This is a genomic window from Thioclava litoralis (assembly GCF_045278885.1).
Taxonomy (GTDB): domain Bacteria; phylum Pseudomonadota; class Alphaproteobacteria; order Rhodobacterales; family Rhodobacteraceae; genus Thioclava; species Thioclava litoralis.
Genome location: NZ_CP135443.1, coordinates 1,598,762 through 1,618,382, shown reverse-complemented (window position 1 = coordinate 1,618,382; position 19,621 = coordinate 1,598,762). Strand labels below are relative to the sequence as shown.

General features: G+C 60.4%; 20 protein-coding genes. 11 read left to right on the top strand and 9 right to left on the bottom strand.

The genetic code is table 11. From position 1 onward, the window contains the following. Positions 1-7: 7 nt before the first annotated feature. Genes RPE78_RS07915 through RPE78_RS07905 form a run of 3 tightly spaced genes read left to right on the top strand, consistent with a single transcriptional unit; the run spans position 8 to position 2,209 of the window. Positions 8-595 (top strand): DUF1285 domain-containing protein, encoded by a 588-nt coding sequence (locus RPE78_RS07915; RefSeq protein WP_406720241.1) that lies wholly within the window; start codon positions 8-10, stop codon positions 593-595. Further along, on the top strand, positions 596-1,396 hold the full coding sequence (locus tag RPE78_RS07910; RefSeq protein ID WP_406720240.1) for a TIM barrel protein: 801 nt from the start codon (positions 596-598) through the stop codon (positions 1,394-1,396). 6 nt (positions 1,397-1,402) lie between these two features. Beyond that, positions 1,403-2,209: a glycosyl transferase gene (locus tag RPE78_RS07905; RefSeq protein ID WP_339108960.1), complete on the top strand. Its 807-nt coding sequence runs from the start codon at positions 1,403-1,405 to the stop codon at positions 2,207-2,209. Positions 2,210-2,212: 3 nt separating this feature from the next. On the opposite strand, the gene RPE78_RS07900 is transcribed toward RPE78_RS07905, so the two are convergent. From RPE78_RS07900 to RPE78_RS07885, 4 genes are all read right to left on the bottom strand, one after another. Further along, positions 2,213-3,133 (bottom strand): cation diffusion facilitator family transporter, encoded by a 921-nt coding sequence (locus tag RPE78_RS07900; protein ID WP_406720239.1) that lies wholly within the window; start codon positions 3,131-3,133, stop codon positions 2,213-2,215. 76 nt (positions 3,134-3,209) lie between these two features. Next, positions 3,210-6,056 (bottom strand): DNA polymerase I, encoded by a 2,847-nt coding sequence (polA, locus tag RPE78_RS07895; protein ID WP_406720238.1) that lies wholly within the window; start codon positions 6,054-6,056, stop codon positions 3,210-3,212. Positions 6,057-6,643: 587 nt separating this feature from the next. Then, entirely contained in the window at positions 6,644-7,063 is a 420-nt protein-coding gene (locus RPE78_RS07890) for a globin domain-containing protein (RefSeq protein ID WP_339108957.1), read from the bottom strand. Positions 7,064-7,163: 100 nt separating this feature from the next. Continuing rightward, entirely contained in the window at positions 7,164-7,388 is a 225-nt protein-coding gene (locus RPE78_RS07885) for a zinc-finger domain-containing protein (protein WP_339108956.1), read from the bottom strand. 81 nt (positions 7,389-7,469) lie between these two features. Between RPE78_RS07885 and RPE78_RS07880 the strand changes: the two genes are divergently transcribed. Then, positions 7,470-8,399 (top strand): ABC transporter ATP-binding protein, encoded by a 930-nt coding sequence (locus RPE78_RS07880; RefSeq protein ID WP_339108955.1) that lies wholly within the window; start codon positions 7,470-7,472, stop codon positions 8,397-8,399. A gap of 121 nt (positions 8,400-8,520) precedes the next feature. On the opposite strand, the gene RPE78_RS07875 is transcribed toward RPE78_RS07880, so the two are convergent. Genes RPE78_RS07875 through ectA form a run of 4 tightly spaced genes read right to left on the bottom strand, consistent with a single transcriptional unit; the run spans position 8,521 to position 12,248 of the window. Further along, positions 8,521-9,963, bottom strand: a complete 1,443-nt coding sequence (locus RPE78_RS07875) for an aspartate kinase (protein ID WP_406720237.1) — start codon at positions 9,961-9,963, stop codon at positions 8,521-8,523. A gap of 6 nt (positions 9,964-9,969) precedes the next feature. Beyond that, the gene (locus RPE78_RS07870) at positions 9,970-10,377 is read right to left on the bottom strand and encodes an ectoine synthase (protein WP_339108953.1); all 408 of its coding nucleotides are present in this window, start codon (positions 10,375-10,377) and stop codon (positions 9,970-9,972) included. A gap of 45 nt (positions 10,378-10,422) precedes the next feature. Continuing rightward, positions 10,423-11,691, bottom strand: coding sequence for a diaminobutyrate--2-oxoglutarate transaminase (gene ectB, locus RPE78_RS07865; RefSeq protein ID WP_406720236.1), 1,269 nt, complete (start codon positions 11,689-11,691; stop codon positions 10,423-10,425). A gap of 47 nt (positions 11,692-11,738) precedes the next feature. After that, the gene (gene ectA / locus RPE78_RS07860) at positions 11,739-12,248 is read right to left on the bottom strand and encodes a diaminobutyrate acetyltransferase (protein WP_406721632.1); all 510 of its coding nucleotides are present in this window, start codon (positions 12,246-12,248) and stop codon (positions 11,739-11,741) included. 260 nt (positions 12,249-12,508) lie between these two features. Between ectA and RPE78_RS07855 the strand changes: the two genes are divergently transcribed. The 4 genes from RPE78_RS07855 to RPE78_RS07840 all read left to right on the top strand — a co-directional run bounded on the left by RPE78_RS07855 (position 12,509) and on the right by RPE78_RS07840 (position 15,773). Then, entirely contained in the window at positions 12,509-12,991 is a 483-nt protein-coding gene (locus tag RPE78_RS07855; RefSeq protein WP_406720235.1) for a MarR family winged helix-turn-helix transcriptional regulator, read from the top strand. Between the two features lie 186 nt (positions 12,992-13,177). Next, positions 13,178-14,362, top strand: coding sequence for a M24 family metallopeptidase (locus tag RPE78_RS07850; RefSeq protein ID WP_406720234.1), 1,185 nt, complete (start codon positions 13,178-13,180; stop codon positions 14,360-14,362). 14 nt (positions 14,363-14,376) lie between these two features. Then, the gene (gene argE, locus RPE78_RS07845) at positions 14,377-15,531 is read left to right on the top strand and encodes an acetylornithine deacetylase (protein WP_406720233.1); all 1,155 of its coding nucleotides are present in this window, start codon (positions 14,377-14,379) and stop codon (positions 15,529-15,531) included. A gap of 101 nt (positions 15,532-15,632) precedes the next feature. Then, the gene (locus RPE78_RS07840) at positions 15,633-15,773 is read left to right on the top strand and encodes an entericidin A/B family lipoprotein (protein WP_339108947.1); all 141 of its coding nucleotides are present in this window, start codon (positions 15,633-15,635) and stop codon (positions 15,771-15,773) included. A 73-nt stretch (positions 15,774-15,846) separates the two neighbouring features. Here the strand turns inward: RPE78_RS07840 and RPE78_RS07835 are convergent, their stop codons facing one another. Then, positions 15,847-16,665 (bottom strand): ABC transporter permease, encoded by an 819-nt coding sequence (locus tag RPE78_RS07835; RefSeq protein WP_339108946.1) that lies wholly within the window; start codon positions 16,663-16,665, stop codon positions 15,847-15,849. A 123-nt stretch (positions 16,666-16,788) separates the two neighbouring features. Here RPE78_RS07835 and cysQ point away from each other — a divergent pair, with 123 nt between their 5' ends. The 3 genes from cysQ (at position 16,789) to galU (ending at position 19,620) form a co-directional block, all read left to right on the top strand. After that, a complete protein-coding gene (cysQ, locus tag RPE78_RS07830; RefSeq protein WP_339108945.1) occupies positions 16,789-17,583 on the top strand; it encodes a 3'(2'),5'-bisphosphate nucleotidase CysQ in 795 nt (264 codons plus the stop codon). After that, positions 17,583-18,380, top strand: a complete 798-nt coding sequence (locus RPE78_RS07825; protein WP_406720232.1) for a manno-octulosonate cytidylyltransferase — start codon at positions 17,583-17,585, stop codon at positions 18,378-18,380. Before cysQ ends, RPE78_RS07825 begins: the two co-directional genes overlap by 1 nt. Positions 18,381-18,714: 334 nt before the next feature. After that, on the top strand, positions 18,715-19,620 hold the full coding sequence (galU, locus tag RPE78_RS07820; RefSeq protein ID WP_339108943.1) for a UTP--glucose-1-phosphate uridylyltransferase GalU: 906 nt from the start codon (positions 18,715-18,717) through the stop codon (positions 19,618-19,620). The last annotated feature ends 1 nt before the right edge of the window (position 19,621 follow it).

Genomic DNA, 19,621 nt, shown 5'->3' with positions numbered 1-19,621 from the left:
GGCCCGCATGACACAGACACACAAGCCCGTGAAGGCCCCCACCGCCGACGGGCTGGCAGCAGCGGCCCGTCAGGCCACGCAGAAAGGCCCGCCGCCCGTGCATCTCTGGAACCCGCCCTTCTGCGGCGATCTGGATATAGAAATCCGGCGTGACGGGACATGGTTCTACCTTGGCACCCCGATCGGGCGCGAGGCTCTGGTCAGGCTTTTCGCCTCGATCCTCAAGCGCGAAGGCGACGCGTATTTTCTGGTCACTCCGGTCGAGAAAGTGGGCATCCGCGTGGTCGATGCCCCCTTTCTGGCCGTCGATGCCGACGTGACCGGCACCGGCGAGACGCAGCAGATCCGCTTTACCACCAATGTCGGCGATACGGTCACCGCCAATGCCGACCATCCGATCCGCGTCACTCTCGACGCGCAGGGAGAGCCCTCCCCCTATGTGCATATCCGGCGCGGTCTGGAGGCGCTGATCGACAGGAAAACCTTCTACAGGCTGGTTGACCTCGCCCAAAGCGGGAAACATGGTGAAGAGGACTGGCTGGGGTTGTGGTCGGAAGGCCGATTCTTCCCCATCATCCCCATGGCGGAGCTTTGAATGCCGAAATTTGCAGCCGATCTGGATCATCTCTTCTCTGACCGTCCGCTCATGACCCGGTTCTCTGCCGCGAAATCTGCCGGTTTCGATGCGGTCGAGATGCGCAGCCCCTATGATGCAGCGGCCCCCGATCTGCGCTATCAGCTGGTGATGAACGACCTGTTCTGGACCGGGCTGGACGCTCCGCCACCCAACTATACCGGCGGCCTGCCGGGCTATGCGGGGGTCGCGGGCCAAGAAGACCGCTTCCTGCGCGATCTCAAGCGGGCCCTGCGGGTGGCCGACGTGCTGAAATCCGGTTTCCTGACACTGCTGGCGGGGCCCGAGGCGCAGATCGGCACCCTGATCGGCAATCTCAAGGCCGCCTGCAAAGCCCATCCGAAAGCGCGTTTCATGATCACCCCAGAGGGGGCGGGCAGCCTGCTGCCCGATCTGGCAAGCTGTGCCCATGTGCTTGCGGAAGTCGGCGGCAAAAACCTGTGCCTGGCCGCTGATCTGCGCAGCCCCCTTGCTTCCGGCGAAGACCCGATTGCATGGGTCACACCCTACCTGCCGCAACTTGGCCATCTCTGGCTGGCAGGGGCCGATGGGCACGAACCTGCGGGCGAGTCCCTTGATCTGGCGGGGCTTTGCGCCCATCTCGACGCGGGCGGTTATTCCGGCTATGTCTGCGCCAACTATACGCCGCGCGAGACCACCGAAGGCGGGCTTGCATGGCTGAGGCGCATCATAGGGGACACTCCCTCCGAGGAGCCCGCCCCCAAGAAGACACGGGGGCGACCCCGCAAGGCGAAAGGCTGAATTGCCATGATCAAGCAGGTGATCTGCATCAACTGGGGCACCAAATATGGCCCGCCCTTCATCAATCGCCTTTACGCTATGGTCGCGCGCAATATCACGCCGCCCTTCACCTTCACCTGCTTTTGCGACAACCCCGAAGGCATCCGCCCCGAGGTGAAAACCGAGCCCCTGCCCGAGATTCCGGTTGAAATCCCGAAGACCCGCAAGGGGATCTGGCCCAAGGCGCGCCTTTGGGGGCCGAAGCTGGGCAGCCTGACGGGCAATGTGCTGTTTCTGGATCTGGATCTGGTGATCACCGGATCGCTGGATGATCTCTTCACCTATGGCGACCCTGATGGCGTGGTGCTGTCGCGCAACCCCGCCAAACCCTTCGAGCGGCTGGGCCAGACCTCCTGCTTCCGCTTTCCGGTGGGCAAGCTCCTGCCCCTGCAAGAGACATTCTGTGCCGATCCTTTGGGTGTGGCCGAGGAATATGTCTATGAGCAGCGCTTTGTGACCCGTAATGCGCCGGGCGGCATCGACCTTTTCCCGAAGAACTGGGTGCAGCATTTCCGTTATCAATGCCTGCCGGTCTTCCCGCTGAACTGGGTGATGCCCGCGCGCAAACATCCCGATGCCCGCGTGGTGATCTTTCCGGGCGGGGTCTACCCGCAGACCGCCATTGAGGGCGGCTGGCAGGGGCGCGAGGGGTTTACCCTGCGCGACCATCTTGCCAATTTCCCCAACCGCCCCGAGAACGAGGGCTCGGCCTTCCGCTATCTGCGCCACTTCATGAAGCCTACGCCGTGGATCAAAGAGGCGTGGCGCGAATAGCACTCAGGCAGGGTGGGGATCGGGGCGGGCATCCGCACAGCCCAAAGCCGCGCTTTCGGGTTCAAGCGTCACATGGGCCAAGCCGAACCGTTCGACCAGCATCGCCTTGGCCCGCGCGATAACGGGCGCATATTCCACCCCTTCGGCCAGCACGATATGCGCCTCGCAAGAGGTACGCTTTTCATCGATCTGCCACAGATGCACATGATGGACCCCCGTCACGCCCTCGATCTGGCCCAAGGCCTCCTTGATCTCGGCGCTATCACGCGCGGCGGGCGCGCCCAGCATCAGGATGCTGGTGACGGGTTTCAGATCCGCGAAAATATGCCACAGAATGAAGACCGAGATCAGCACCGTCAGGATCGGGTCCACCAGCCGCCAGTCCCAGATCAGGATCACCGCACCGCCGATGATCACCGCAACCGAGGCCCCCGCATCCGCCAGATTATGCAGGAAGGCCGCGCGGATATTCAGGCTGTCTTTCGAGAGCTTGAAGGTCAGCGCAGCGGTGCCCAGATCAACGATCAGCGCCAGCCCTGCGAGAATCAGCACGGTCCAGCCCTCGACCTCGGGCGGGTCGATCATGCGCCCCACCGCCTCGGCCAGCAGCCAGATCGAGATCAGGATCAGTGCGATATAATTGGTGAAAGCGGCCAGCACCTCGGCGCGGGACCAGCCGAAAGTCATGCGCGCATCATGGCCCCGCCGCGCCAGCCTGCGCGCGCCAAAGGCAAGGATCAACGCCGCCGCATCCGAGAAGTTATGCACCCCGTCGGCCACCAGCGCCATCGAGCCTGCCAGCGCTCCGCCCACGACCTGCGCAACCGTCAACGCCATATTGATCGCCACCGCCCAGACCACGGCACGGTCGCCGCTCGCGGGGTCCAGATGATGGTGGTGGTGATGGTGGTGATCATGCGGCATGGGTGGCCTCCCTTTGGGACCACCCTAGCGCGGGGCTGGCGGCTGCACAGCCAGCCCGTATATCACGGTCGCGTGATCAATGCGCCTCGGCCCAGGAAAGCCCCTGCCCCGCATCGACAATCAGCGGCACATCAAGCTTCACCGCAGGCTCGGCGGCGCCTTCCATGATCTCGCGGGCGGTGGCGATCAGCCGGTCCACATCAGCCTCGGCCACCTCGAAGATCAGTTCGTCATGGACCTGCAGGAGCATGGTCGCGTCAATACCCTTGATCGCCTCGGGCATACGCACCATCGCGCGACGGATGATATCGGCAGCCGCCCCCTGAATGGGCGCGTTGATCGCGGCGCGTTTGGCAAAGCCCGCCCCCGGCCCTTTGGCATTGATTTCGGGGGTGTTGATCCGGCGACCGAAGAGCGTTTCGACATAGGCGTGCTCTTTGGCGAAGGCCGTGGTGTCCTCCATATATTGGCGGATGCCGGGGAAACGCTCGAAGTAGCGGTCGATAAAGCCCTGCGCCTCGGCGCGGGGGATGCGCAGGTTGCGCGCAAGACCGAAGCCAGAGATGCCATAGATGACGCCGAAGTTGATCGCCTTGGCCTGACGGCGGATCATCGGGTCCATGCCCTCGACGGGGGTGTTGAACATCTCGGAGGCGGTCATCGCGTGAATATCCACGCCCTCGCGGAAGGCCTGTTTCAGCGCGTCGATCTGCGCGACATGAGCCAGAATCCGCAGCTCGATCTGGCTGTAGTCAAGGCTGACGATCCGGCGGCCCTCGGGGGCGACAAAGGCCTCGCGGATGCGGCGACCCTCATCCGAGCGGACGGGGATATTCTGCAGGTTCGGGTCGGTCGAGGCCAGACGCCCCGTATTCGCCCCCGCAATGGAATAGGACGTATGCACGCGACCCGTCTCGGGGTTCACATGGGTCTGCAGCGCATCCGTATAGGTGGATTTCAGCTTGGAAATCCCGCGCCAGTCGAGCACCGCCGAGGCCAGCTTGGCGGCTGCGGGATTGCGGTCTTCCATCGTGGTGATGTCTTCGAGCACATCGGCGCCGGTCGAATAGGCACCGGTCTTGCCCTTCTTGCCGCCCTCGACGCCCATCACGTCAAAGAGGATCTCGCCCAGCTGTTTCGGCGAGCCTACGTTGAATTTCTGGCCTGCGATCTCGGTGATCTCGTCTTCAAGCTGCGCCATCTTCTGGGCGAAGACATTGGACATACGCGCCAGCACCGAGGCATCGACCTTCACCCCCGCCATTTCCATATCGGCCAGAACCGGCACGAGCGGGCGTTCTTCGGTTTCATAGATCGTGGTGGCCTTTTGCGCGTGAAGCTGCGGTTTGAACAGCTGCCACAGGCGCAGGGTGATATCGGCATCTTCGGCGGCATAGGCCACGGCCTTCTCAAGCGGCACCTTGTCGAAGGTGATCTGCGATTTCCCCGAGCCGATCAGATCCTTGATCGGAATGGGTTGGTGGTTGAGATAGCGGTCCGAAAGCGTGTCCATCCCGTGGCCATGCAGACCGGCGTGGAGCGAATAGGACAGAAGCATCGTATCCTCGATCGGCGCCATGCGGATACCGTGGCGGGCGAGGATCTTGAAGTCATACTTCATGTTCTGCCCGATCTTGAGGATCGAGGGGTCTTCCAGCACGGGTTTCAAGAGCGCAAGCGCCTCTTGCAGGCCCATCTGTTCGGGCACAAGCTGCGCGCCACCGAAGAGGTCATCGCCACCCTCGGTATGGCCCAGCGGCAGATAGGCGGCCTCATTGGGTTCAATCGCCAGCGAAACGCCAACCAGATCGGCCTGCATCTCGTCAAGCGAGGTGGTCTCGGTATCGATGGCCAGCCAGCCACGCGCGCGGGCTTTATCGAGCCATTTGGCAAGCGTCGCGGCATCCTTGATATGGACGTAATTCTCGGGGGTGAAGGGGGCCGCCTCGGGGAGGGTCACTGCGCTCCCCCCCGCCTCGGCGGCCCCGCCCGTGGCTTTCGCCACGGGCTCTAGCGCGGGTGGCGGCGTGGTGCCGGATTTCTCGGCGACGCGGCGGGTGAGCGTGCGGAATTCCATCTCGTTGAGGAATTTCATCAGGGTTTCCGGCTCGGGGTCGCGGACCTCGAGGTCGTCCAGCGTGAAATCGATGGGGGTCTCGGGGTCCAGCGTCACAAGCTGTTTCGACAGGCGGATCTGGTCGGCATTGTCGATCAGGGTCTGGCGGCGCTTGGGCTGTTTGATTTCACCCGCCCGTTCCAGCAGCGTCTCCAGATCGCCATATTCATTGATCAGAAGCGCGGCCGTCTTGATGCCGATCCCCGGAGCGCCCGGAATATTATCGACCGAATCGCCCGCAAGCGCCTGCACGTCGATCACCTTATCGGGGGTCACGCCGAATTTCTTCTCGACCTCTTCGGGGCCGATCTGGACGTTCTTCATCGGGTCCAGCATCTCGACCCCGCCGCCGACAAGCTGCATCAGGTCCTTATCGGAGCTGAGGATCGTCACCCGACCGCCTGCTTCGCGCGCCTGACGGGCAAGGGTGGCGATGATGTCATCTGCCTCATAGCCCGCCAGTTCCTTACAGGCGATATTGAACGCCTCGGTGGCCGTACGAGTCAGCGGGATCTGCGGGCGCAGATCCTCGGGCATGGCCTCGCGATTGGCCTTATACTGGTCATAGAGGTCATTGCGGAAGGTATGGCTGCCCTTGTCGAAGATCACCGCCACATGGGTCGGCGCATCCGCGCCCTTGGCCTCTTCGACATATTTGAACAGCATATTGCAAAAGCCCGACACCGCCCCGATCGGCAACCCGTCGGATTTGCGCGTCAGTGGCGGCAGCGCATGATAGGCGCGGAAGATAAACGCCGATCCGTCGATCAGATGCAGGTGGCACCCTTTGCCAAAACCTTCCGCCATATGCTTCCCTCCGGTCAGCTTTTACATACCTGTATTTCGAGACGTTCTGCCATGATCCGCCGGTTTCTTCCAGTTCTACCGGGACTTTCTTTTCCCCCTCGGACAAGCAAGCCGCCCGACATCTGACCGGGTTACCGACAACCTTGCCCGAAGGGAGATACCCCTGCGAACTCTGCTAGGACACGACCAGTTACCCTACGGGATGCGCCTCTATCGGAGAGAAAGGGGATTGGTGAAGTGACCGTGGTTCAGGACGCGGCGCATAGGGATCTGCGCGGCCGGATCCATTACAAGACCCTGTTTCATTACAAGACCTTCTACAGGCACATGGGCGCAACGCCAGTGACATGAGCCAGCCGATGTGGCCCGTGAGACCAGCAGACCGCACAGATCCTGTTCGCCGATCAGGGCACCTATACCGGCAGCCCCCCACGGATAGGGCCGGACAGGGCGCCGGCAGATGTCCTGATGGGCGCGAAGTGCAGATCCGGAACCGGTCCGGTACTCACATTGCTGAATACGTCGCGCAGCAATATGGCAGCCCGCCTCTGCGCTGCGATCGGGCTGAAATCCCGATTTTGCAACTCTCAGGCGGCTTCATCCGATGCACCGGCCAGCATCTCGCGACTGACAAACTCCAGAAAGCGACGCCAGGCTGTTTCATAGGCCTCTGTCCAGTCGCGCCCCAACTGGATCGCCAGAGTCGCCACAAGGGCCTCTATCACGGCGGGATAATGTTCGGCCCGCACCCCGTGCCCGCGATGGTCACGCCCCAACTGGCGCAATGCCCGTGACAAGTCTTCGGGCGCGTTTTCATAAGACAGCAAAAGCTGCAACGCCCCCGCAAACTTATCGGCCTGACGCGCGATAGATCTGGGGAAAAGCGGCTCCATCTCCGGATGGCGGGTCAGAAGATAAAGGTAGAAATCCTGCAAAAGGCAGGGCCTGCGCAAAAGCGCCTTTGCGTAGCTATCGCGAATAAGTGCAGTCAGGCCCTTGTCCAGCACGATCCTTCCCTCCGAAACGTGACGCAACGGTAGGAAGAATAGCTTAACAGGGGCCTAATCGCGATGCGGGCATTGGTTCAAATTGAATCAACCCGCAGGATCAGTGCCCCGTCTTGGCATGCGCGCGGTCGATCACATATTTCTTGTCGCAATATCCGCATTCGACAAAGCCGGTTTCGGGCGGAATGGCCAGCCAGACACGCGGATGCCCCAAAGCCCCCACGCCGCCATCACAGCACACTTTCCACGTCGTCACGATTTCGGTTTCAGGGGCTTCCGGCACAGAAGGGGTCGGGGTAGCGGCAGTCTGGGTGGTGGCGGTCATCGGTGGCTCCACTATATTAGGGACAGGCAGCAAGCGCCCGGGTTCGGGCCCATGATACAGCAATGCGAAAAGGACCGGCAAGTGGCAGGATCGGCAATCGAGATCAAAGGTTTACGGAAAACTTACGCAGGCACGCGCCATGCGCCCCCGAAAGAGGCGCTGAAAGGGCTGGACCTTGATATTCCCGAAGGCTCGATCTTCGGACTGCTCGGGCCCAATGGCGCGGGCAAATCGACCACGATCAATATCCTCGCAGGGCTTGTGCGTAAAAGCGCAGGTCAAGTGAAAATCTGGGGCTTCGATCAGGATGAGAATCCCCGCCAATCGCGGGCGGCCATCGGCGTGATGCCGCAGGAAATCAACATGGACCCCTTCTTCAAACCGCGCGATCTGCTGGAACTGCAGGCAGGGCTTTATGGTGTACCCAAAGCCGAGCGCTGGACCGACGAGATCCTCGAACTGGTGGGACTGTCGGATAAAGCGGAAACCTATGCCCGCAGCCTTTCGGGCGGGATGAAACGCCGTCTGCTCTTGGCCAAGGCATTGGTCCATCGCCCGCGGATTCTGGTGCTGGACGAACCGACAGCGGGGGTGGATATCGAACTGCGCAGCATGCTGTGGCGCAATGTCCGCAAGCTGAACGAACAAGGCATGACGATCATCCTGACGACCCATTATCTGGAAGAGGCGCAGGAGATGTGCGACGAAATCGCCATCATCAATCATGGTGATCTGATCATACGCGACAGGACCGAGGCGCTTCTGGCACAGATGGACGCCAAAACCATGCTGATCACCCCAATGGGCGACGCCCCCGACATCACCCTGCCCCAAGGCGTGCAGTTGACCCGCCGCGAAGACGGGCTGCTGGCCTTCGACTACAACCGCCATAAAACCTCGGCCAATGCCATCCTTGATGCCGTGCGCGCCGCCCATATCGACATTGCCGATGTCAAAACCACCGAGGCCGATCTGGAAGACGTGTTCCTCTCCCTCACCTCGGGCCGCTAAGGAGGGGGCAAGGCCCCCGACCGGTTTTGCCGGGGCCTCGATGGCCGCGGTAAAACCGTCCCCCCAACAGAAAAAGGGGCACGCCGAAGAGCACCCCTTTCCCGCATTCACAAACTCAAACTCAGGCCGCTTTCAACTGCAACTCGCAGGGCGCGATAAACTCGCCATGCAGCGCGGCAATCACCGGCTTCAGGCTCGGGCGCTCCAGCACGAATTGCACATCCACATTGCGTGGACCCTGCGTCGCCCCCAATGCCTCATGGCCCGCCGCCGCAATCGCCTGCAGCCCGCGCGTCAGGGTCGATAGCCCGTTCAGATCGCGCCCGATGATCGAGGCCATCGCCAAGGGTCGCGCCGAGACCTTGGCCGAGGGGTAGATCCGGTTCAGATCCTGCTCCACCTGCCGCGCCACCTTCAACGAGCAATCGACATAATGGGTGATCGTATTAGCATTCGACGCCTTGGAGATGATGCGCACATCATGGCGCGTCAGCACCTCGAGGATCGCCGCATCATAGCCCTTCACCCCCACCATATCCTGCTCGAAGAGCTCAAGCGCCAGAATATCGAGGCCAGTGATGATCTCGACCGCAGGCGTATCCGCCGGCTTGTCGTCGATCAGCGTACCCGGATCATCGGGCTCGAAGGCGTTGGTCACGCGCAACGGCACCTCGGCCTGACGCAGCGCCTTGGCTGCCTTGGGATGGATCGCCTCCATCCCCATATTCGACAGCTGATCGGCCACGTCATAATTGGTATGGCCCAGCTTGCGCACGGCGTCTTGCCCCACAAGGTTCGGATCCGCCGAAGACAGATGGAATTCCTTATGGATGATCGCCTCGCGCGCGCCCGTTAAGGCCGCCAGCCGCGAGAAGGTCACCTCGGAATAGCCACGGTCGAATTCGGCCATCAGCCCTTCGCGGCATTGCGCATAACCCGTGACAATCGGCATCTCGGAACTCAGATCCACGCCCTCAAGCCCCGCCTTCAGGCGGCCCTCAAGATCGGGATCGCCCTCTTCGCGCCAGCCCGACAGGTCGACAAACCGCGCCGCCACGCCTGCGCGTTGCAGCATCAGCGTGGTGACATAGGCCGAATGCGCTTCGCCCAGCCCCGAGAGCATCTCGCGCATCGCCAGCATATGATCCGACAAACGGAAATGCCCGTAAGAACACAGCCTTCCGAGATCGATCAGGCAGTTACGCGCGCCATCAATCCGGTCACGCACGAAACTATCGGCCTGCGCCAGATCGGCGGGATGGTCCAGCACCTTGCGATGCGCCTCCCCCATGGCCTGCGCCACAACATCCAGCGCTTCCAGCCAGCCATGATCATTATCGGCATCGGCAAAACGCGCATAGACGCCGCGCTCGCCGGTCTTCTTATGCTCAAGAAGCAGGTTGGTGATGCCGCCGAAAGCCGAGACCACGAAGACACGGCCATATAGCGCGGCCCCTTCGCGATCCCCGATGAACAGCGTGTCACGCAGCTCGCGCACGCGGCTCATCGAGGTGCCACCGATCTTTTCGACGGTATGAGCGGGATATTGCGGAGTACTGCCCATGCTGGCTTACGCCTTCTCCAGCTCGTCCGCAGGCGCGTAAGAGCCGTCCTCGCGGTGCACTTCCTTGCCGGTCACCGGCGGGTTGAAGCAGCAGGCCATCACCAGATCCGCGCCCTCATCGGCAATCAGGCGGTGACGGTCATGCAGGTTGAGCGCATACATCACGCCCGGCTTGATCTCATGGGTCTTATTGTCGTTATCCAGTTCGATGATGCGCCCCGTGCCGGACATGCAATAGACGCTCTCGAAGTGGTGCTTGTAGTGGAACTCATGCTCCGAGCCCGCTTCCAGCGTGGTGATATGGAACGAGAAGTTCATCTTGTCATCGGCCAGCAGCATGCGGACCGAGGTCCAGCGCTCATTGGCCACGGCTTTATCGGTGTTCTTCAGTTCGTTGAAATCACGTACAATCATAGTGGTCTCCTATTCTTTTGGGGCTGGATTATTCGCCAACCCAGATTACTTGCCAGCGACTTCGCGGGCCGATTGGATCAGAATGTCCAGACCCTCACGGAAGATCGCATCCGGCGTGGTCAGCGGTGCCAGCACCTTGACCACCTGGTCTTCATTGCCCGAGGTCTCGATCACGAGGCCCTTTTCAAAGCAGCGGCCACAGATCTCGGAGGCGCGTTCGCCGGTGCCGACATCCACGCCCTGCATCAGCCCACGGCCCTTCAGGAAGGCGCCATCGAACATCTCGGCCACCTCTTGAAGCGCGGTGGTCAACACCACAGCCTTATCGGCCAGCTGGCGTTGGAAGGCGTTATCGGCCCAGAACTTCTCGATCGCGGTTTTCGCGGTCAGGAAGGCATGGGTATTGCCGCGGAAGGTGCCGTTATGCTCGGCGGGGCCCATCACGTCATGCTCGGGGCGCACCAGAACCAGCGCCATCGGCAGGCCCATGCCCGAGACCGATTTCGCCATGGTCACGATGTCGGGTTTCACACCCATTTCTTCAAAGGAGAAGAAGGTGCCGGTCCGGCCACAGCCCGCCTGAATATCGTCGATGATAAACAGCGCGCCATGCTTGCGGGCCACGGCCTCGACGCCGCGCACGAAGTCCGGCGATGCGGCATTCAACCCGCCCTCGCCCTGCACGGTCTCCATGATGATCGCGGCGGGCGCATCCACGCCACCCGAAGCATCCGACAGCATCTGGTCCAGCAGAGCGACCGAATCCACGCCCTCGGCATAGCCATCAAACGGCATGCGGGTCACGCCCTGCGGCATCATCCCTGCCCCGCCACGGTGATAGCCATTACCGGTCGCGGCCAGCGCGCCCATGGTCACCCCGTGGAAGCCATTGGTGAAGGCGATGATATTCTGACGACCCGTCGACTTGCGGGCGATCTTCATCGCGGCCTCAACCGCATTGGCGCCAGTCGGGCCGATGAACATCAGCTTATGGTCCATATCGCGCGGACGCAGGATCAGGTCGCGGAAGACCTCGATGAATTCGCCCTTGGTATCGGTATGGAAATCAAGCGCATGGCCCAGTTTATCCGCCATCAGGTGGTCCACTAGGGCTTTTTTCATATCGGGGTCGTTATGGCCGTAGTTCAGCGACGAACAGCCCGCCAGAAAGTCGATGTAGCGTTTGCCATCGGCGTCGAACAGCTCCGAGCCACGGGCTTCGGTGAAAACGGTATCGAAACCACGGCAGTAAGAGCGGGCATCGGATTCGCGTTGGGTAAAAATCGTCCGGTCGTTTGCTTTGTCAAACGGCATAAAGAACCTCTTGGGTTTGATATGGGGAATGGGAAGAAGGGGGCGGATCAGGCCGCCGCCATCGCCTCTTCCTCGAATGTGATGGTGACCATGTGCTCGGTTGCGGCATGGCCTGCGAAGTGGTCATCGCGGTCGAAATGTGCAGCCGATGTCAATTCGCCGCCAATAGAGCGCGCGAAAGAGCGGAACAGGCCCCATGAAGCCTCGTTCGATTTGGTGATGGTGGTCTGCAGGCGGGCACAATCCGCCGTCTCAGGGCGGTCAAGCAGATGGGCCAGCATACGCTTGCCCAGGCCAAGACCGCGCGCTTCGGGCGCCACGGCCACCTGCCAGACAAAAAGGGTATTGGGGGTCGAAGGCGGGATATATCCCGAAATCCAGCCAACCGGCAGGCCATCCTGTTCGACCAGAACACAGGTATCGCGGAAATGGTCGCATTGCAGGAGATTGCAATACATCGAGTTCTCGTCCAACGGCTTGCACCGCGACACCAGCGACCAGATTTCCGACCCGTCCTTCGCGTCCGGCTTTCGGAAGGTAAGCTTTGGCTGTTTCATGACTTCGACTGTCGGCACGATTCCACTTCCTCAGTTGCTTCGTCAATCTAATTAGATCATCGAAGTATAAATTTCAACATTCAAAGTAATTTTCTTTTCCATTGTTGAAAATATAGGCTTAAATTTGCTATAAACCCATCGAAACCCTAAGTGACAAAGGGAATATCCATTAGTCAAAGCAAAGGAAATCGTAATTGCCCACCGCCTCCGCCTCTGCGATATTAAGCCATTCGAAGCTTCTAACCAGTTATGGAGACGGTATGAGCAGCGACCGTACCGATATGAGTCTTATTGCCCTGCGCCGCATCCTGCGTGCGACCGAGCTTTTTGGCCGTGACCTTGCGAAATCGGCGGGGCTGACGCCTGTGCAGTTCCGTGTCCTGCAAGTGGTGTCCGAAAAGGGCTGGTCGACCGCCAAGGCGATCTCGACCCGTATGGGGGTCAGTCAGGCCACCGTCACCTCGCTTGTCGACAAGCTGGTCGATAAGGGCATGGTCGAAAGGAAGCGGTCCGAGATCGACCGCCGCCAGACCGATATTGTCATCACCGAAGCCGGCCACCACGCGCTGGACGAAGCCCCCGACGCCCTGCAGCAGCGCTTTGTGAAGAAGTTCGAAAATCTGGCCGATTGGGAGCAGGCCCAGCTTGTGGCCTCGCTGGAACGCGTCGCCGCGATGCTGGATGCGGGCGCGATCGATGCAGCTCCCGTGCTGCATGCAGGGGATATTACGCCAAGACAATAAGCAGATACGCGCCCTTCGGGGGCGTATGGGCCTTGGGTTTCCGCCAAGGCAGCCGATTTCCGTTTGACGCTCGCAGGGCATGCGGTGTCCCATATAGGCAAGGCAGCGCCCGAACAGGTGCTGCCCGCCACCGCACGCCCATCGGCCCCAGCCGGTTTACGCCAGCAATTTCAAGACGGAGACTCCATGCCCATCGAGAATGCCCCCTTCAGCCTGCCCGAATATCAACGTCGCATTGCGCTGGTGCGCCATTCGATGGCCGAGCGCGGGCTGGATGTGCTGTTTGTCACCAACCCATCCAACCAGTTCTGGCTGACGGGCTATGACGGCTGGTCCTTCTACACCCATCAAGGCGTCATCCTGACGATGGAGGGCGACCCGATCTGGTGGGGCCGGATGATGGATGCCAATGGCGCCAAGCGCACCGTCTGGATGGGCGACGAGCAGATCCGGTGGTATGCCGACCGTATGGTGCAATCCGACACGGTGCACCCGATGGAAGACCTCGCCTCGCATCTGCGCATCCTTGGCCACGGTCAGGCGCGAATCGGGGTGGAGATGGAGACCTATTTCTATACCGCCCGCGCCCATGCCGTTCTGGCCGAGGGGCTGCCCGACGCCACGCTGGTGGATGCGTCGGTGCTGGTGAACTGGCAGCGGCTGATTAAATCCGACGAAGAGCTGCGCTTCATGCGCCGTGCCGCGCGGATCTCGGAATTGGTGATCTCGCGCGCGGTCGAGCTGATCGAGCCGGGCTATCACAAGCATGATCTGGTGGGCGAGCTGTATAAGACCGCCGTTCAGGGCGAGGATGACAGCTGGGGCGATTACCCCGCCATCGTGCCGATGCTGCCCTCGGGGGCCGATGCCTCCGCGCCGCATCTGACGTGGAATGGCGAGGCCTTCCAGAAAGACCAGATGACCTTCGTCGAGCAATCGGGCTGTTACCGGCGCTATCACGCGCCGCTCTGCCGGTCGGTTTACTTGGGCAAGCCGCCGCAGCATATGCTGGATGCGGCGCAGGCGCTGACGGCGGGGCTGAATGCCGGCATCGAGGTCGCCCGCCCCGGCAATCGCGCCTGCGACATTGCCCGCGCTTTGGACACCGAATTGCTAAAGGTCGGCATCGAACGCCCTGCCCGCTGCGGCTATGCGGTCGGCTGTTCCTACCCGCCGGATTGGGGCGAACATACCGTCTCGCTGCGAGCGATGGATGAGACCGTGCTGCAACCGGGGATGACCTTCCACTTCATGCCGGGCCTCTGGATGGACGATTGGGGGATGGAAACCACCGAAACCATCCTGATCCGCGAGGATGGGCCCGCCGAGCCGCTGTGCAATATCGAACGCAAGCTCTTCGTCAAAGACTGAGCTTGGAGGGAAATATGTCAGATCTTCAACATGCAAAGGCTATTCTGGGAGACCTGATTGCTTTCCCCAGTATCTCTGCCGAGAGCAATCTTGATATCATCACTTATTGCGCCCGCCATCTGGAAGCGGCGGGCGCAAGGGTAGAGATCCTGCGCGATCCGTCAGGGAAAAAGGCCAATCTCTGGGCCACGCTCGGGGCGGAGGGGGATGGCGGGCTTGTGCTTTCGGGCCATAGCGATGTCGTGCCGGTGGCCGACCAGAATTGGCGCACCGACCCTTTCGAGATGCAGGAAGAAGACGGTCGGCTTTACGGGCGGGGAGCATGCGACATGAAAGGCTTCATCGCTTGCTGCCTGACCAAAGCCGAAGATCTGGCGCGCATCGCCGGTCAACACCCCATCCATTTCGCGTTCACCCATGATGAAGAGGTCGGCTGCCTTGGTGCGCGCGCACTGACCGACACGCTTGCCCAACGCAACCTCCGCCCCCGTCTCTGCATCATCGGCGAGCCGACCGAGATGCAGGTGATCGAGGGCAATAAGGGCTGTTGCGAATATAGCGTGACCTTTTCGGGGCTGGAGGGCCACAGCTCGGCCCCCGAACGCGGCGTGAATGCGGTGGAATATGCGGCGCGCTATATTGCTCGCCTGTTGGAGCTGCGCCAGCATCTGGTGACCCGCGCCCCTGCGCAGTCACGTTTCGACCCGCCTTGGACCACATTGAATGTGGGACGGCTGCAAGGGGGTGTGGCCCATAATGTAATTGCCAATCATGCGGTTCTGGACTGGGAATTCCGCCCCATTACCAGTGATGACATGCATTTCGTGAAATCCGAGGTCGCCAGCCATGTTGACACCCTACTGGCCGAGATGCGCCAGACCCACCCGCAGGCCAGCATTCTGACGGAAACCATAGGCGAGGTGGCGGGGCTGGAACCTATGCCGGAAAACGAGGCCCGCGATCTGGTCTTCGGGCTGACGGGGCACAACGAGGCGGCTTGTGTCCCTTTTTCGACAGAAGCCGGCCTATTTCAGGCCCTTGGCACCGATGTAGTGATCTGCGGCCCCGGGTCAATCGCGCAAGCGCATAAGCCTGACGAATTTGTCAGCCTTGACCAGATGCAAAGCTGTCTGACCATGTTCGATCGGCTGATTTCCGACCGCCCATAGGCAGAAATCCGTTCATACGGGAATATTCACGATAATGACGGAACTTGCGGAACCTGCATGATTTTCGTGTGTTATGGCCCCAGAGACAAAGGAGTCGCACCATGACAAAACGTATTTTCCCCGCCCTTATTCTTGTTGCCGTCAGCGCGCTTTCGGCCTGTTCGACGGTGCACGGCTTCGGTCAGGACGTTTCGACCGCAGGTCACGTTGTCCAGCGCGAAGCGGTAGAAGCCCAACGCTGATCCCGCATGGACGGCAGCCCCCGGTGCATTTTGCTGTGGCGGGGGCTGCCGGATCGGGGCGGCTTTCGCCCCCTTAACGTCGGGCGCCCCAAGAGACAGAGGCGTATTGACGGGTGTAGAATTCGCCCAGCAAACCGATCATCATCAGCGCCAGCCCGACATAAAGGGCATAGGGCCAGTTCGAGAAATGCGGATTGTAGTTGATGAACGTGTAGCCGCGTGCTTGGTCGATTGTGTGAAACAGCGGGTTCCAGCTGAACAGGACCAGCATCTTGTGCGGCAGGGTATTGGCCAGAAACATCTTGCCGGACGCGATCATATTGGCGCGGGAGTAGACCTGCTGGATCACCCCCACAACATCGGGGGCCCAAGGCTTGGCCGCCAGAAACACCATCCCGATCGCCACACCGGTAAACCAGCTCAGCATCACCATCCCCAAGGCACCGACCCAGTTGTAAAACGAGATCGGCGTGAATGCGGCGTGATAGACATAGAGCACCGCCACAATCGACAGCATCTGGATATAAAGTGCGCCCAGAGCAGCCGCGGTAATCGAGACGGCGGTCGTCATCGGGGCGTGTTTCATCATGGCAGAGGTCGGCCCTTCCGCCCCGAAGACCGCGCTCATGGCCTTGGCGTGGGTCATGAACAGGAACACCCCGCTCATGATATATAACAGGAAATCACCGCGCACCGTACTGCCGCGACCAAGCAGCGCATACATGACATAGAAGGTGAAAACGAGGATCATCGTCTGCATCATGTTCATCAGCAGCCCCACCAGCGCATTGCCGTGGGTTTTGCGGATTTGACGCACCGTCGCATGGTAGATCAGCTCCAGAAGACTGAAGGTTGACCCGATTGTCGAATTACTTTGTTGCGCTCTGAACATAATTCCGCACTCTGCCTCGTAGGACTGAATATGTCTTGCAAAACTTGCTGTTTACTTGATGCCCTATCATAACTGTGACACCTAAACAGTACTAAGCGGCGAACGTGACGGATTGGAGACCTCATGGATTATGAAAAGCTCGTGCCAACCATTCGCAAACTGGCTCTGGAAGCCGGTGACCGAATCATGGAAATCTATGATGGTCCGGATTTCGAGATCAAATCCAAATCCGACGACAGCCCCGTAACGGCCGCTGACGAAGCGGCGGACAAGATCATCTCGGACGGGCTGCGCGCGGCGTTCCCCGATGTGGCTCTGGTGACCGAGGAACAGGCGGCAAGCCATGATCTGACAGTATCGACCTTTTTGATTGTCGATCCGCTGGATGGCACGAAAGAATTCATCAAGCGTCGCGGCGAATTCACCGTGAATATCGCCTATGTCGAAAACGGCGTACCGAAAGCGGGCGTGGTTTACGCCCCTGCGATCAAGCGCCTCTTCTACACGCTCGCCGATGGCCGCTCGGTCGAGGAAAAAGGCAGCTTCGACAAAGAGCAGCCCGGCGAGATCAGCCCGATTACGGTTTCGACCCCCGATAACCGCGCGCTGATGGTGGTGGCCTCGAAATCGCACCGCGATCAGGCGACCGATGACTATATCGGCCAGTATGGCGTGAAAGACATGACCTCGGCCGGATCGTCGCTGAAATTCTGTCTGGTCGCGACCGGCGAGGCCGATCTTTATCCCCGCCTTGGCCCGACGATGGAATGGGACACCGCTGCAGGGGATGCGGTGCTGCGTGGCGCGGGCGGCCTTATGATCAACTTCGAGGATCACAAGACCTTCTCTTATGGCAAAGACGGTTTCCGCAACCCCTTCTTCATCGCCTATGCACCGGGCGTCCTGCTGGTAAAATAATGTCGACCCTTATTGTTATTCCGGCGCGCTACGCATCGACCCGCTATCCGGCGAAACCGCTTGTGACCCTGACCGGTGCCACAGGCGAGAAAAAGACCCTGATCCGCCGGAGCTGGGATGCGGCCATGTCGGTGCAAGGCGATCTGCGGGTTGTCGTGGCCACTGATGACGAGCGCATCAGGGCCGAGGCCGAAAGCTTCGGCGCCGAGGTGGTGATGACCTCGCCCGAGTGCCGCAATGGCACCGAGCGCTGCGCCGAGGCCCATGCCAATCTGGGCGGCGGCTTCGAGTATGTGGTCAACCTTCAGGGCGACGCGCCGCTGACGCCCCCCTGGTTTATCGAGGCGCTGATTGCGGGCATCAAGGGCTGCGATCTGGATCTGGCGACGCCGGTCCTACGTTGTGAGGGCGCGATGCTGGAGGCGCTGAAGGAGGACCGTCGCCATGACCGCGTAGGCGGCACCACGGCCGTCTTCGGGGCCTCCCATCAGGCGCTCTATTTCTCGAAAGAGGTCGTGCCCTTCACAAGCCAGACCTATGCGCCCGATGCACCGACGCCCGTTTTCCATCATGTCGGGGCCTATGCCTATCGCGCCGAAGCACTGGCACGCTATCCCGGGTGGGACATCGGACCGCTCGAACAGCTCGAAGGGCTGGAGCAGCTGCGCTTCCTCGAAAACGGCCATGACATCCTCTGCGTCGAGGTCGAATCACGTGGTCGCCAGTTCTGGGAACTGAACAACCCTTCGGATGTGAGCCGTATCGAGGCCATGATGGCGGAAATGGGACTCGCCTAAAAGTTTAGAACTGCTCGGTATTTGATCGAGCAGTTCTTATAAACATTTAAAAATTGGTTAATTCGCATAAAATTTCCGCAACGTTAACTCAACCTCAGGGTTATTTTCCATTCGCCAAAGCAGCGGAGATCAGCTTAAGCTGTGAGGGACGGCTTGATTAATCCGGAAATCTCAACAAATTAAAAAATGCCGTGACACGTTGAACTAAATTGCGCGTTCGCGCGTTCTGGGAATTGATGCGACATCGCGATCTTGTTTGGAACCAAACTTCGTGTGTAACATTGATTAAACTGAAATGGATGCAACTCCGCATCCTAAACCAAAAAGGTGCTTGATGACACGTAAGGTCACTAAAGCGGTCTTTCCCGTTGCAGGTCTTGGAACCCGCTTCCTCCCCGCGACCAAATCTATTCCTAAAGAAATTCTGACGCTGGTTGACCGGCCGCTAATTCAATATGCCATCGACGAGGCACGCGCCGCAGGCATCACCGAATTCATTTTCGTGACCTCGCGCGGGAAATCCGCACTCGAGGACTATTTCGACGACGCCCCCGAACTGGACGCCTCCCTGCGTGCCAAGAACAAGACGGCGATCCTCGAAGAGCTTGAAAAAACCAATATGCCCTCGGGCGCCATTGCCTATGTCCGCCAGCGTCGCGCGCTGGGTCTGGGCCATGCGGTCTGGTGTGCGCGCCGGATGATCGGCGACGAGCCCTTCGCCGTGATCCTGACCGATGACGTGATCGCAGCCGACAAGCCCTGTCTGGCACAGATGATCGAGGCCTATAACGAAAATCCCGGGAACTATGTTGCCGCGATGGAAGTGCCCACCTCGAAGATCTCGTCCTACGGTGTGCTTGATTGCGAACAGGTCAACGGCAACACCTATAAGGTGAACGGCATGGTTGAAAAGCCGCCAGCCGAGGAAGCGCCCTCCAATCTTGCGGTCATCGGGCGTTATATCCTGACCCCCGAAATCCTGCATAACATCGATGCGGCGATCCAGTCCAACACCACCGGTGCGGGCGGCGAGTTCCAGTTGACCGATGCAATCGCGCAGGACATCGAAGCGGGCAATCCGGTTTACGGCTTCCGTTTCAACGGCCAGCGTTATGACTGCGGCTCCAAGGCAGGCTTCCTGCAAGCGACCGTGGCCTTTGGTCTGGCACGCGATGACCTCAAAGACGAATTCGCCGAATATCTGGGCGATGTCATGACGATGCGGGCTGCTGCAGAGTAAG

Excerpts from the sequence above, each read along its gene's own strand:
- RPE78_RS07835 (WP_339108946.1), bottom strand. The coding sequence starts at position 16,665 with ATGTTCAGAGCGCAACAAAGTAATTCGACAATCGGGTCAACCTTCAGT.
- RPE78_RS07900 (WP_406720239.1), bottom strand. The coding sequence starts at position 3,133 with ATGCCGCATGATCACCACCATCACCACCACCATCATCTGGACCCCGCG.
- RPE78_RS07825 (WP_406720232.1), top strand. The coding sequence starts at position 17,583 with ATGTCGACCCTTATTGTTATTCCGGCGCGCTACGCATCGACCCGCTAT.
- RPE78_RS07915 (WP_406720241.1), top strand. The coding sequence starts at position 8 with ATGACACAGACACACAAGCCCGTGAAGGCCCCCACCGCCGACGGGCTG.
- RPE78_RS07885 (WP_339108956.1), bottom strand. The coding sequence starts at position 7,388 with ATGACCGCCACCACCCAGACTGCCGCTACCCCGACCCCTTCTGTGCCG.
- RPE78_RS07870 (WP_339108953.1), bottom strand. The coding sequence starts at position 10,377 with ATGATTGTACGTGATTTCAACGAACTGAAGAACACCGATAAAGCCGTG.
- galU (WP_339108943.1), top strand. The coding sequence starts at position 18,715 with ATGACACGTAAGGTCACTAAAGCGGTCTTTCCCGTTGCAGGTCTTGGA.
- RPE78_RS07840 (WP_339108947.1), top strand. The coding sequence starts at position 15,633 with ATGACAAAACGTATTTTCCCCGCCCTTATTCTTGTTGCCGTCAGCGCG.
- RPE78_RS07875 (WP_406720237.1), bottom strand. The coding sequence starts at position 9,963 with ATGGGCAGTACTCCGCAATATCCCGCTCATACCGTCGAAAAGATCGGT.
- RPE78_RS07910 (WP_406720240.1), top strand. The coding sequence starts at position 596 with ATGCCGAAATTTGCAGCCGATCTGGATCATCTCTTCTCTGACCGTCCG.
- argE (WP_406720233.1), top strand. The coding sequence starts at position 14,377 with ATGTCAGATCTTCAACATGCAAAGGCTATTCTGGGAGACCTGATTGCT.
- RPE78_RS07850 (WP_406720234.1), top strand. The coding sequence starts at position 13,178 with ATGCCCATCGAGAATGCCCCCTTCAGCCTGCCCGAATATCAACGTCGC.
- RPE78_RS07905 (WP_339108960.1), top strand. The coding sequence starts at position 1,403 with ATGATCAAGCAGGTGATCTGCATCAACTGGGGCACCAAATATGGCCCG.
- ectA (WP_406721632.1), bottom strand. The coding sequence starts at position 12,248 with ATGAAACAGCCAAAGCTTACCTTCCGAAAGCCGGACGCGAAGGACGGG.
- RPE78_RS07855 (WP_406720235.1), top strand. The coding sequence starts at position 12,509 with ATGAGCAGCGACCGTACCGATATGAGTCTTATTGCCCTGCGCCGCATC.
- cysQ (WP_339108945.1), top strand. The coding sequence starts at position 16,789 with ATGGATTATGAAAAGCTCGTGCCAACCATTCGCAAACTGGCTCTGGAA.
- polA (WP_406720238.1), bottom strand. The coding sequence starts at position 6,056 with ATGGCGGAAGGTTTTGGCAAAGGGTGCCACCTGCATCTGATCGACGGA.
- ectB (WP_406720236.1), bottom strand. The coding sequence starts at position 11,691 with ATGCCGTTTGACAAAGCAAACGACCGGACGATTTTTACCCAACGCGAA.